The organism is Paenibacillus sp. P2(2022), from assembly GCF_029522175.1.
Classification (GTDB): domain Bacteria; phylum Bacillota; class Bacilli; order Paenibacillales; family Paenibacillaceae; genus Paenibacillus; species Paenibacillus polymyxa.
The window spans coordinates 874,130-885,755 of record NZ_JAKWFI010000001.1 but is presented as its reverse complement, the minus strand read 5'-3'; the positions used below and the strand labels follow the sequence as shown (position 1 = coordinate 885,755).

Below are 11,626 nucleotides of genomic sequence, written 5' to 3'. Positions count from 1 at the left end.
CTGTTTCATAATATATTGATGAAAATGATAATCATTATCATTTTATAATACGTTTATACAGGAGAACGCAATCTATGAAAAAGGGATTTATCGGATTCTTATTGTTACTGACTTTTATGCTCACACTGGCAGGTTGTGGAGCAACTGACAATGCAGCAGATAAAGGTCAGACAACTACGTCGGGCAGCAAACCCACTGAAGCAGCGACCGGTCCTGTGACAGTAAAGCATAATCGTGGTGAACTCACGCTTGACAAGCCCGCGCAGCGTGTCGTGGTGCTTGAATGGACATTTACGGAGGATTTGATTGCATTGGGCGTTCAGCCAGTTGGTAATGCGGACAATGCCAACTATAAGGTGTATGTGACTCCAGAGGCGGCTCTGGACAGTAACGTGGTCGATGTCGGTACACGCAACGAGCCTAATTTGGAGGCGATTGCTTCATTAAAGCCGGATCTCATCATATCCAATTTTGATGGGAATGAAGCAATCTATGAGCAGCTCAAGGCCATCGCACCGACGATTGAATATAATCTGAACGATGGTAACGGCTACGACTATGATAAGATGGTGAAGATTTTTAATAGTATCGCAGTCGCTCTTGGAAAAGAGGATAAAGCTAAGCAGGTGCTTGCCGATCTGGACCAGCATTATGCCGAAGCCAAACAAAAGCTCGCCGCTGCAAACAAATCGGATTTCCATTTTATACTGACACAGGCTTTTACTTCGCAAAATGCAGCCAGTCTGCGTATGTTTTCAGATAATTCAGTCGTTGTGGGAACACTGGCGAAGATCGGTTTGGTTAACGATTGGAAACCGAGCAAGGTTGAATCGTATGGCTTTTCAACGGTTGGCATTGAAGCTCTGTCAGCCGTTCAGGACAGCAACTTTATCTATATTGTGCAGCCAGACGATAATGTTTTCGGCTCATCTATGAAAAACAATTCTGTTTGGAACGGTTTGAAATTCGTCAAAGAAAAACGTACTTATCCGTTGGCCAGTACAACATGGACGTTTGGCGGCCCGGTCTCGTCAAAGGGACTGGTGGATGAGACTGTCGGGGCAATTACGCAATGAATTTGATCTGGCGATTCCGTCTGATTTTATAACTGGCGATAATAAGCATTTATGGGGGCAGTCTGACCGCTCTCATAAATGCTTTTTTAAACCTATGGCATGATATCTCCCCACACTACAAGGATTTCCATCTTCTCCGTTATGATTAAATTTCCTTTTCGAATGATAAAATTAGCAGGTCACTACATCCCATTTTCGTCTAACTAGATATTCCCTTCCAAATTCGATACAATATACAAAAAAGTATGTATTAAGAGAGGTGAGACGGTTGTCACAAGCATCCAAGCCTGTGAGCTACGGCGGTCAGGCAGTCATTGAAGGTGTCATGTTCGGCGGCAAGCGTGTCAATGTCACGGCAGTTCGCCGCAAATCTGGCGAAATCACATATTTGGAAGTACCACGCAAGGAGCAATCCTGGGTGTCCAAATTCCGCAGAATTCCGTTATTGCGGGGGATTGTCAGCATCATCGACTCCAGTGCCAAGGGCACCAAGCATTTGAACTATTCAGCCGATGCGTATGCTGATGATGAAGTAGATCCGGAAGAACGCGCTGAACAAAAGAAAAAAGAGGAATCCCGTTGGAGCCTGAGCATGATGATCGGCGTGGCTGCGGTCGGTATATTGTCCTTCCTCTTTGGCAAAATTGTATTAACCCTGGTTCCGGTTGTTGTGGAGAGTTTCCTGTTTGGCGGCTTGTTTCACAACCAGATTTTGCATAATCTCGCTGAAGGAGCTATTAAGCTGATTTTGCTGCTCGCTTATTTATGGGGTATTTCCCAAACTCCGTTAATTAAGCGACTGTTTCAATATCACGGCGCGGAGCATAAAGTGATTACTGCATTTGAAGCAGGGGAAGAACTGACTCCAGCCAACGTACAAAAATATAGCCGACTGCATTATCGCTGCGGTAGCAGCTTTATTATGCTCACCGTGATTATCGGGGTACTCGTCTACTCCCTGTTTACCTACGATAATCTGTGGGAGCGCATGGGGCAACGTCTTTTACTACTTCCGATCGTATTGGGTCTTTCTTTTGAATTTCTCAAGCTGACCAATGCACTTCGGGAAATTCCAGTGCTTCGTTATCTAGGTTACCCCGGCTTATGGCTGCAGTTGCTTACCACCAAAGAACCGACCGATGATCAAGTGGAGGTATCGATTGCCTCATTTAAGCGTATGCTTGAATTGGATGCTGAGTTAGAAAATGTACCTGTAAAGGAGACTCTCAACAGTCCGGTCCTTGATCCTGTGAAAGGATGAGTGAATGATGTACAGACATGCCGTTATTTTCTGGCTTACCCTTGCTTTGGGCGCATATGGAATTGTAGATATGCTATGGAAAGGTAGCTGGGGCTTTCTCATTAGTTTACTAATCCCCGTCTTTATTTTTGCAGTTATATTTCTGCTGTACAAATACCAGCCAGTACAACGCAAGCGAACTCCCAAAGTTAAGCCCTCTGTGCGCACCATGGCCAAAACAGCCAGTGCACGTAAACAGCAGACTACAAGCAAACGCAAAACGTATCCTTTTCATGTCATTGAGGGTTCCAAGGGCAAAAATGAAGAGGAACAACCTAAATATCATTAATCATTATCAACCTTTAAAATGTAACACAAAGGAGCCATCACCCGTGTTATGCAATATGACCGGGAAGAGGCTCCTTTTTTACTTTCTTTTAAAATTACTTCAGCTGCCAGTAAGTGGTGCTTATTTCATGGCGTACATGGTATCTTTCATCAATTGATACTTACTATACTGCTGCTGGTAAGAAGTGATGCTCCATTTGTGGAAAAAAGCTTCTCCTGCCTGCACACCGGAAGCATACAACAAATCACTTTGCTCTGGTGAAATGCTGAATTGGGCAGTGCGGATACCCAAAGTTGGAATTTTAATGGTCCGATACCGATTCTCCTGCTCAATATACCGTTCATCATGTGCCGATAGCATGGTATCAAAAATAGCCTGCAGCATGGTCAATGGGCCTCGTATATAAGAAACCTTGGTCTCCGTCCCTGTTTTGCCCACCATTTGAAATCCTACCGTTGGAATCGTTTTGGCCTCACGTTCATTGACAGGCTCATCAAAAAGCCATAGAGGCAGATTGCTGAGTAAGGCTCCATCAACAACAAATACAAATTGCTGTGAAAAGGTTTTTCCCTTGGCAAGTGCAGAATCAAGTCTTAACATAACAGGATCAAAAAAATAAGGGATACTCGTGCTCATCCGAATGGCCTTGGCTACCTCTAGTGAAGAGGGGTTTATACCAAAACGTTTGATATCCTCAGGAAGCACCAAAATGCGTCCATTCGTAATATCTGATGCAATAATGCGCAGCTTGCCAGGAGGTAGATCCGCGAATGTACGCACTCCTTTAGCTAGTAACAGCTCGCGTACCCAATGCTCCAGTGCCTCCCCTGAGTAGAGCCCTTTTTTAAGAAAGATACGTGCTGCTGGCCCAACCCACTTAATATTGAACACTGGAGAACGTCTTAACAACTTGACCAAGGGAGTTTTCTCAATTACGGCTTTCATTTCATCCGCCGTATATCCCGCAGCCAATAAAGCAGCTACAATAGCCCCTGATGATGTACCAGCCAAACGATTGAATACAATATCATGCTCCTCCGCAGCCTTAACTGCACCCGCCAGCGATATTCCCTTAACCCCTCCACCCTGGAACACAGCATTGATCAGCATAGATCAAAAAACCTCCGTTCTCTTGGGAGTAAGCAGTTCTACTGCTTATGTATGAGAACGGAGGTCCATATAGAACCTAAATGATCCAATTTATATCATAATTGATAATAATTTTGAAGAAGTTGAATGAGTCCGTATGGATTTTTCCGCAAATGCTGTGCACTAAAATAAATATCCCCTTTGACCTGCTTATAATTCTCGTTCAGTTCAAGCTGCTTAATTAACTCTTGAGCGGATTGCCATCCTTTTTCAGGGGTGCCGATTTTATAAGGTGAATGGCCAATATACAGCTTAACATCTGAATTTTTGACCTCATTGGACCACCATGCGACAAGCTTGTCATATCCAGCCGCTGGGAAACCGATACTCCAGTAAATTTGTGGAGCTACATAATCAATCCATTCTTTGTTAATCCAGGTTCTTACATCTGCAAATGTCGTGTCATACGCAGTAACGCCTGCCTTGGTGTCTGAACCCGTTAAGTCCTGAGACTTGTTGCGCCACACGCCAAAAGGACTAATCCCGAATTGAACTTTCGACTTGCTGGCATGAATGCTTTTGCCCAAATCGCGAACAAAACTATTTACATTATCTCTCCGCCAGTCACCTTTGTTAGAGATTTTGTTGGCGTTATATGCTTTGAATGTCGCGTCATCATCAAAAGTCCCGCTGTAAGGATAAAAATAATCATCCAAATGGACACCGTCAATATCGTATCCGTTTACGACCTCCATAATCGCAGCAATGACATGCTGACGTGCAGCTGGAATTCCAGGATTGATGTACAACTGGCTACCATTCTTAACAATCCAGTCCGGATGTTGATTAGCCACATGGTTTGCTGCCAAACCGCTAGTTGTTCCTGTAGAATTAGCACGGAACGGATTAAACCAGGCATGGAATTCCATCCCCCGCTTATGTGATTCACTAATCATAAATTTCAACGGATCATAGCCTGGATTTTTACCCTGGGTATTCGTTAAATACTTGCTCCATGGCACAAGATCAGACGGATAAAGCGCATCCCCGCTGGCACGAACCTGAACAAATACCGCGTTAATGCCCATACCCTGCAAATCATCGAGCATTTTTGTAAACTCCTGCTTTTGCTTCTCGGAACTGCTTCGTGCAGATGAAGAAGGCCAATCTCCATTAATGGTGGAAATCCATGCTCCACGCATAGAGGTTGTAGCCTTCACCTGAGCCATATTTCCCTGTGAGGAACCTGAACCTTCCTCATTAGTAGAGGTTGACGGTGAGGTAACAGCGTCCTGTCCATCCTCCTTGGCTCCCTGATCGGTACTAACACTCTCCTGATTGCCAGATGCTGAGTTATTTGATGTTGAGCTGCTGTCTCCCACAGAAGTACTCCCAGCAGTAGAGGTACCTTCTTTACCACTGCTTAACGTAATGACCCGCTCTGAGGCTTGCCAGTCTACTTTTAACCCCAACTCTTCCCCAACAAAACGCAATGGTACCATGACTCTCCCACTTGACATACGCGCAGATGCGTCCAATCGAACCGACTTGCCATTCACAGTAGCGCTTTGTGCACCATTATCCATAGATATATTTTTGTTCTGTGCTGTAATCGTTACCGTACCAGACGATGCCGACCAGTTGACCTGTGCGCCTAATCCCTCACTAATCACTCGCAAAGGAACCATCGTGACATTCGCTCCCTGTACAATGTACGGTGACGCATCACTTTGCAGGGACTGTCCGTCCAATATAATCTCAATCTCACCAGTTGATGCCGCTTGAACTCCAGGCACGATGGCAGTCTGTACTGCTAAGAGTAGACCCGCAGCCATGAGCCCTATTTTCTTCCGCTTCATATCTTTATAATCCTCCGCTACCCCTGTTAATTTTAACCCCTATCTTGTCCTGCTATATAATGGATAGACGCTAATAACCAGATATTTGTTGCGGTCAGGAAAATAAAAAAAAGCATTGTCCATAAGGACAGATGCTTTTAGGAATCCCCACTCAATTCCTTGTGTATGTCATGAAGCTGGCGCAAGCGATCTTCATCTCGGCGGAAATATTCAACCAATGTCTCGATACGTGTGATGGAATCCCAGCTCAAATGGTGTTCAATACCTTCCACATCTTTATATATTAAGTCCTTGTCAACCCCAATCATATCCAGAAATTGCTCTAGTAACTGGTGGCGGTCAACCAACCGTTTGCCGACCTTTTTCCCTTTCGGTGTCAAAATCAGTCCCCGATACTTCTCATATACAAGATAATCGTCCTTATCCAACTTCTGAATCATCTTGGTGACGGACGAAGGATGCACCTCCAAACCCTCTGCGATATCCGAGACACGAGCATATCCCTTCTCATCGATCAGTTGGTAAATGCGCTCCAAATAATCTTCCATGCTTGGCGTTGGCACTTGTTTCCCTCTTTTCTGTTATTGAACGGGCGCTTACCGCCTTCATTTCCTGCATTAAACCTACTATGTAATGATACATGTTATCATCGCTCATTGGCAAGTCTCGTCCCTCCACTCACATCTATTGCCACGATTTGTTCAATTTAAGCAGGGTACACTAATGTTGTCGCCCCTGTATCGTTACTTTCTGCGGAGATGCTTTAGAGTTGGACACCAGAGCACAGAGGATTTATTTCGAAAGGAGCGTTAGCCATGTCTACGCTTGAGCGTACTCCTGTCCAAATCAGAGGAACCAAACCATTCATGCCTGATCTGGTGTTTTTTGAACCAGACGCACTAAATTATCCCAAAGGCCAGCGTATTATGGGTTGGGTCAAAGCCAAGGATATTCCGTATCGTATGACGACCTCTCACAACCGAATTACCAATTTACCAGGTGAAACTGAAGTTGAAAAATACCGAATGGCAAAAAAGACACTGGTTGTCGGCATCCGTAAAACATTAACTTTTGACCAATCCAAGCCCTCTGCCGAATATGCCATCCCTATTTCGACTGGTTGCATGGGGCACTGTCACTACTGTTATTTACAAACAACCTTAGGAGCAAAGCCGTATATTCGCATCTATGTCAATACTGACGATATCATATCAGCAGCTAAAGCCTATATCGAGGAGCGGGCGCCTGAAATTACTCGTTTTGAAGCAGCTTGTACCTCTGATCCGGTTGGTTTGGAGCATATCACTGGATCACTTGGAGACTTGATTCGTTTCATGGCAGATGAGGAATTTGGCCGACTTCGTTTTGTTACAAAATATCATCATGTTGATCCATTGCTGGATATTAAACATAATGGCCATACTCGCATCCGCTTTAGCATTAATTCCGATTATGTTATTAAACAGTTTGAACCTGCAACTTCGCGCTTTGAGGAACGTATTGAAGCAGCGGGCAAAATCGCACGGGCCGGTTATCCGCTGGGGTTCATCATCGCACCCATCATTTGGTATGACGGCTGGGAAGAAGGATACGGAGAGCTGCTGCGTAGATTGGGAGAAACCTTGCCCCAGCATGCTACGAAGGATCTGACATTCGAATTAATTCAGCATCGCTTTACCAAAACATCCAAAGCTGTTATCGAGAAACGTTACCCGAAAACCAAACTGGAAATGGACATAGAAAAACGTAAGAAAAAATGGGGCCGCTGGGGCCAGAATAAATATGTTTATCCCGATGAACAGCAAAATGCACTACGGGAGTTTATCACAGAACGCATTTTTGAACATTTTCCTTTAAGTCGTATCGAATATTTCACATAACCAGCATCCAATCCGGGGTAATCCGTTGTAAAAAAAGCGTAACATCTGTCATATGATCCGTTACCAGCAGACCGCCAGTGATCACAAGCAGCATGCCACCTATTTGGATAAGGATGGAAGTATAACGGGACGATAACTTAACAGAGCCTGCCAGCAAAGCCAATACAAAAAACGGAATCGCAAAACCAAGTGCGTAGCCAGTAATCAGCTTGAACCAAATGTGATGCTCTACTGCCGCCAAAGCGATAATAGCTGTTAGCATAGGACCGATACAGGGTGACCAGCCTGCCGCAAACCCAATTCCGATTACAAAGGAACCGGCGTAACCGGCAGGCTTCCATGTCCAGCGCAGCTTATGCTCTCTCATTAGAAATAATGGACGCACGAAACCAAGAGATACCAGACCCATGAGTATAATAAGTAGTCCCGCTACGACTCTTAGCGTATCCCCATAATTGGCAAACCATTCTCCAAGCAACCCGACACTTGCCCCCAGTGAATAAAAAACAACCGAAAAGCCTAATACAAAAGCAAGCGTGTGTCCCATCGTACGATAGCGAACCTCTGCCCTGTGCCGTCCTTCAGCCAGTTCACGTGCCGACATTCCTGTTATATACGATAAATAGGATGGATATAGTGGCAAGCAGCACGGTGAAAAAAAAGAAACCAGTCCAGCAACGATGGCCAACCCGGCGTTGACATCTGACATCATCATTTCCTCCCACCTGTCTTAGTGAACACGCAGAGCAAATACAAGCCCTACCTACTAAAACATACGTATAGACAGAGAAAAATATGATGCAAGCCAAAAAGCGTATGCCTGGGAGAATAATATCCAAGCATACGCTTTTTACGTTCTTTTATTTTATATAGCCTCTTATTTTACAATCGCACCATTTGGCATACCATCCGGTACAGTGGCCAATGTAAGCTGATCCCCATGTGATGCTGCCAAAATCATACCCTGCGACAGCTCACCCCGAAGTTTTACTGGCTTAAGATTGGTCACACAGATCACCTTACGCCCAATGATATCCTCAGGTGTATAAAACTTCGCAATTCCTGATACCACCTGTCGCTGCTCATAACCAAGATCGAGCTGAAGCTTCAATAGTTTATCGGCCTTCTTCACAGGCTCACAGGCGACAACCTGAGCAACGCGCAGTTCTACCTTGGCAAAATCCTCAATGCCAATCTCTTCTTTCGGCTCTGGTGCTTCCTGGCTCGCCTCAGATGCATTCAGCGGTTGAGCTTGTGTGGCAGCTTCCTCCGGTTTCTTACCTCCAGTCATTGCTTCTACGATAAAAGCAACCTCTTGCTCAGAGTCCAGACGAGGGAAGATCGGATTACCTTTTACCAACTGCGTTCCTTCTGGAATACGTCCAAATTGCTTGCCGCTATCCCATGTAGTCAGCTCCCCTTGACGAATACCGAGTTGTTCCCAAATTTTATGAGGTGCACGCGTCAAGAAAGGCTGAAGTAAAATGGAAGCAATACGCAAGCTTTCTACCAAATGCACCATAACAGATGCCAATTCGCGACGTTTTGCCTCATCCTTAGCCAGATTCCAAGGTTGCGTCTCGTCAATATACTTGTTGCTACGGCTGATAAATTGGCTAATCGCCGTTAAAGCCACGGAAAATTCCATGTTTTCCATAGCTTCTTCAACTTTACTATAAGTCGATGTTGCCATATCTACCAAAGCTGCGTCGAATGAGGTTACATTGGCTTCATAAGCGGGAACTTTGCCGTCAAAATATTTGTCTACCATCGCTACCGTACGATTCAACAAGTTGCCCAGATCATTGGCTAAATCCGAATTTACACGATCTACAAAACTTTCAGGTGTGAATGTTCCATCCGCTCCAAATGGCACCTCGCGCAGCAAGTAGTACCGAAGTTGATCCAGACCATAACGGTCAATCAACGTTACCGGGTCTACCACATTGCCTTTAGATTTCGACATTTTGCCATCTTTCATGAGTAACCAACCATGTGCAAATACTTTTTTAGGCAACGGAAGGTCCAGTGCCATCAGCATGATTGGCCAATATATCGTGTGGAATCGTACAATCTCTTTACCTACGATATGCACATTTGCTGGCCAAAATTTATCGTACAGCTCAGTATTAGAAGAGCCATACCCCAAGGCAGTGATGTAGTTGGAAAGTGCGTCAATCCACACGTATACGACATGCTTCGGGTCCCCCTTGACCTTAACACCCCAGTCAAAAGTTGTACGGGAAACAGCCAGATCCTCTAACCCCGGCTTGATAAAGTTGTTAATCATTTCTTTTTTCCGGGATTCCGGTTGGATAAACTGCGGGTTCTCTTCATAAAATTGCAGCAACCGATCAGCATACTTGCTCATGCGGAAAAAGTAACTCTCTTCCTTGACCAGTTCTACAGGGTGTCCACTATCCGGGCTCTTACCTCCAGTTACATTACCTTCAGCGTCCTTCACGACGTCAACGAGTTGAGTTTCTGTGTAGTAAGTCTCGTCAGGAATGCTGTACCAACCTTCGTATTCTCCCTTATAAATATCGCCTTGTTTTAATAAACGATCAAAGATTTCCTGTACGACAGCCTTATGACGTTCCTCCGTAGTACGGATAAAATCGTCATTGGAAATGTCGAGCTTCCGCCACAGGTCTTGAATACCTGCCACAATGTCATCTACGAAACGTTGCGGCGTTTTGCCAGCTGCACTTGCCTTTTGCTCAATCTTCTGGCCATGCTCATCCGTTCCTGTCAAATAACGAACCTCATAGCCCCGTAGCCTCTTGTAGCGAGCCATCGCATCACCCGCTACCGTCGTGTAGGCGTGTCCTATATGGAGCTTGTCACTGGGATAATAGATCGGTGTTGTAATGTAAAATGTGTTCTCACTAGACATGTATGTTCCTCCTGTTTTGTTCACGACAGCAAAAGATTTGCTATCATGATAGGTACTCCAATTCATGAATTCGACACAAATTGGGCACAAAAAAGACCCCCGTCCCTATGGGACGAGAGTCACCTCACGCGTTACCACCCAAATTCCCTGTACCCTCGCAGAATACAGGCTTCACCGGTCACATCTGACCGCCCATTAACGCTGGATCACGCCTCCTCCTTACGATTGCCTCTTGAACATAGCTTCTTCACTGTGGCAAATACGCTCGAAAAAGGTTCCTCCAGGACCATATTCAGGCTTCACTCCAGACCGGTTTTCAGCTAACTCCGGCTCTCTGTACTGGACGACTTACCTTACTCATCCCTTCACAGGAAAACAATATTAACCAAAATATAACCAAATCGGCATGGCGCTGTCAAGTCAGACCCTTCTCAGTATGGGTAGCCAAACGATCTTTGTCAGACTGATCTAACCCCTTTTTTGCAGGAGGGACCAAATCTACACCGCCGGGATGAAATGGATGGCATTTAGCTATACGCTTTGCAGCTAGCCATGAGCCTCTGAGCGCACCATGCACTTCTACCGCTTCCAGCGCATACGCCGAACACGTCGGATAGAACCTGCAGGTAGCCGGCTTTAATGGTGAAATGTAAGCACGATAAAACTGAATCGGAGCCTGTACCACTCTGCGTGTGGTGATTTTCATTTCAGTAGCCCCCGTGGCTGTGAGTGTGACTGCTCGTCTGTTTGAAACCCCCATCCGAATTACTCTCAGTATGCCCATTCTTCTGCTGACAGTCTTTGCAATAACCAAAAATTTCAAACTTATGCTCGACGATTTGGAATTGATCTGTTGTATCTGTCATTTGCATTGGACAAAAAGAAATCGGCAATGTTTTCTGACAGCTCAAGCAAATCATATGGTGGTGGTGATGATGTTCATTACAGCTCACCTTGAACTTCATCCCATCCTCAAAAGATACCTGCTCCAGTACACCCAATTCCTGCATTACACGCAGATTGCGATATACTGTATCAAAGCTAAGTCCGCTGTACTTCTTACCCATATATTCATAAACGTCTTTAGGGGACAGATACCCTTCATTCTCGGAAAATAACGTGGCCAACGTCTTGCGTTGATCTGTAATACGCAGCCCCTGAGCGGACATCGTTGCGATAATCTCATCCTTTGTCAGCATGCGTTTCACCCTCCCCTGTCTATAGTTTCAGGTTTTCT

At 45.1% G+C, this 11,626-nt stretch carries 11 protein-coding genes; 4 read left to right on the top strand and 7 right to left on the bottom strand.

Translation table 11 applies throughout. From position 1 onward, the window contains the following. Window positions 1-74: 74 nt before the first annotated feature. The 3 genes from MMB75_RS03720 (at window position 75) to MMB75_RS03710 (ending at window position 2,665) form a co-directional block, all read left to right on the top strand. Window positions 75-1,076 carry an ABC transporter substrate-binding protein gene (locus MMB75_RS03720; RefSeq protein ID WP_016822300.1) on the top strand — a complete coding sequence of 334 codons (1,002 nt, stop codon included), beginning with the start codon at window positions 75-77 and terminating at the stop codon, window positions 1,074-1,076. A gap of 268 nt (window positions 1,077-1,344) precedes the next feature. Then, entirely contained in the window at window positions 1,345-2,337 is a 993-nt protein-coding gene (locus MMB75_RS03715; RefSeq protein ID WP_016822301.1) for a DUF1385 domain-containing protein, read from the top strand. A gap of 7 nt (window positions 2,338-2,344) precedes the next feature. Further along, window positions 2,345-2,665, top strand: coding sequence for a hypothetical protein (locus MMB75_RS03710; RefSeq protein ID WP_181575626.1), 321 nt, complete (start codon window positions 2,345-2,347; stop codon window positions 2,663-2,665). Between the two features lie 120 nt (window positions 2,666-2,785). On the opposite strand, the gene MMB75_RS03705 is transcribed toward MMB75_RS03710, so the two are convergent. The 3 genes from MMB75_RS03705 to mntR all read right to left on the bottom strand — a co-directional run bounded on the left by MMB75_RS03705 (window position 2,786) and on the right by mntR (window position 6,176). Further along, complete coding sequence (locus tag MMB75_RS03705) at window positions 2,786-3,775, bottom strand: patatin-like phospholipase family protein (RefSeq protein WP_016822303.1); 990 nt, start codon at window positions 3,773-3,775, stop codon at window positions 2,786-2,788. A 95-nt stretch (window positions 3,776-3,870) separates the two neighbouring features. Beyond that, window positions 3,871-5,613 (bottom strand): family 10 glycosylhydrolase, encoded by a 1,743-nt coding sequence (locus MMB75_RS03700; RefSeq protein WP_045244444.1) that lies wholly within the window; start codon window positions 5,611-5,613, stop codon window positions 3,871-3,873. Window positions 5,614-5,750: 137 nt separating this feature from the next. Further along, window positions 5,751-6,176 (bottom strand): transcriptional regulator MntR, encoded by a 426-nt coding sequence (gene mntR / locus MMB75_RS03695; RefSeq protein WP_007430946.1) that lies wholly within the window; start codon window positions 6,174-6,176, stop codon window positions 5,751-5,753. A gap of 252 nt (window positions 6,177-6,428) precedes the next feature. On the opposite strand from mntR, the gene splB reads away from it, so the two are divergent. Then, complete coding sequence (gene splB, locus MMB75_RS03690) at window positions 6,429-7,493, top strand: spore photoproduct lyase (protein WP_045244443.1); 1,065 nt, start codon at window positions 6,429-6,431, stop codon at window positions 7,491-7,493. Here the strand turns inward: splB and MMB75_RS03685 are convergent. The 4 genes from MMB75_RS03685 to MMB75_RS03670 all read right to left on the bottom strand — a co-directional run bounded on the left by MMB75_RS03685 (window position 7,486) and on the right by MMB75_RS03670 (window position 11,588). Then, window positions 7,486-8,202 carry a cytochrome c biogenesis CcdA family protein gene (locus MMB75_RS03685; protein ID WP_025365168.1) on the bottom strand — a complete coding sequence of 239 codons (717 nt, stop codon included), beginning with the start codon at window positions 8,200-8,202 and terminating at the stop codon, window positions 7,486-7,488. The two genes, splB and MMB75_RS03685, sit on opposite strands and share 8 nt — an antisense overlap. A 168-nt stretch (window positions 8,203-8,370) precedes the next feature. Then, window positions 8,371-10,389 (bottom strand): methionine--tRNA ligase, encoded by a 2,019-nt coding sequence (gene metG / locus MMB75_RS03680; RefSeq protein WP_045244442.1) that lies wholly within the window; start codon window positions 10,387-10,389, stop codon window positions 8,371-8,373. 415 nt (window positions 10,390-10,804) lie between these two features. Then, a complete protein-coding gene (gene yidD / locus MMB75_RS03675; protein ID WP_045244441.1) occupies window positions 10,805-11,095 on the bottom strand; it encodes a membrane protein insertion efficiency factor YidD in 291 nt (96 codons plus the stop codon). 1 nt (window position 11,096) lies between these two features. After that, complete coding sequence (locus MMB75_RS03670; RefSeq protein WP_016822309.1) at window positions 11,097-11,588, bottom strand: Fur family transcriptional regulator; 492 nt, start codon at window positions 11,586-11,588, stop codon at window positions 11,097-11,099. Between the last annotated feature and the right edge of the window lie 38 nt (window positions 11,589-11,626).

What these genes read in the sequence shown, in the direction of transcription:
- MMB75_RS03720 (WP_016822300.1), top strand. Translation starts at nt 75, where the DNA reads ATGAAAAAGGGATTTATCGGATTCTTATTGTTACTGACTTTTATGCTC.
- MMB75_RS03710 (WP_181575626.1), top strand. Translation starts at nt 2,345, where the DNA reads ATGTACAGACATGCCGTTATTTTCTGGCTTACCCTTGCTTTGGGCGCA.
- MMB75_RS03705 (WP_016822303.1), bottom strand. Translation starts at nt 3,775, where the DNA reads ATGCTGATCAATGCTGTGTTCCAGGGTGGAGGGGTTAAGGGAATATCG.
- MMB75_RS03700 (WP_045244444.1), bottom strand. Translation starts at nt 5,613, where the DNA reads ATGAAGCGGAAGAAAATAGGGCTCATGGCTGCGGGTCTACTCTTAGCA.
- splB (WP_045244443.1), top strand. Translation starts at nt 6,429, where the DNA reads ATGTCTACGCTTGAGCGTACTCCTGTCCAAATCAGAGGAACCAAACCA.
- MMB75_RS03685 (WP_025365168.1), bottom strand. Translation starts at nt 8,202, where the DNA reads ATGTCAGATGTCAACGCCGGGTTGGCCATCGTTGCTGGACTGGTTTCT.
- metG (WP_045244442.1), bottom strand. Translation starts at nt 10,389, where the DNA reads ATGTCTAGTGAGAACACATTTTACATTACAACACCGATCTATTATCCC.
- yidD (WP_045244441.1), bottom strand. Translation starts at nt 11,095, where the DNA reads ATGAAAATCACCACACGCAGAGTGGTACAGGCTCCGATTCAGTTTTAT.
- MMB75_RS03670 (WP_016822309.1), bottom strand. Translation starts at nt 11,588, where the DNA reads ATGCTGACAAAGGATGAGATTATCGCAACGATGTCCGCTCAGGGGCTG.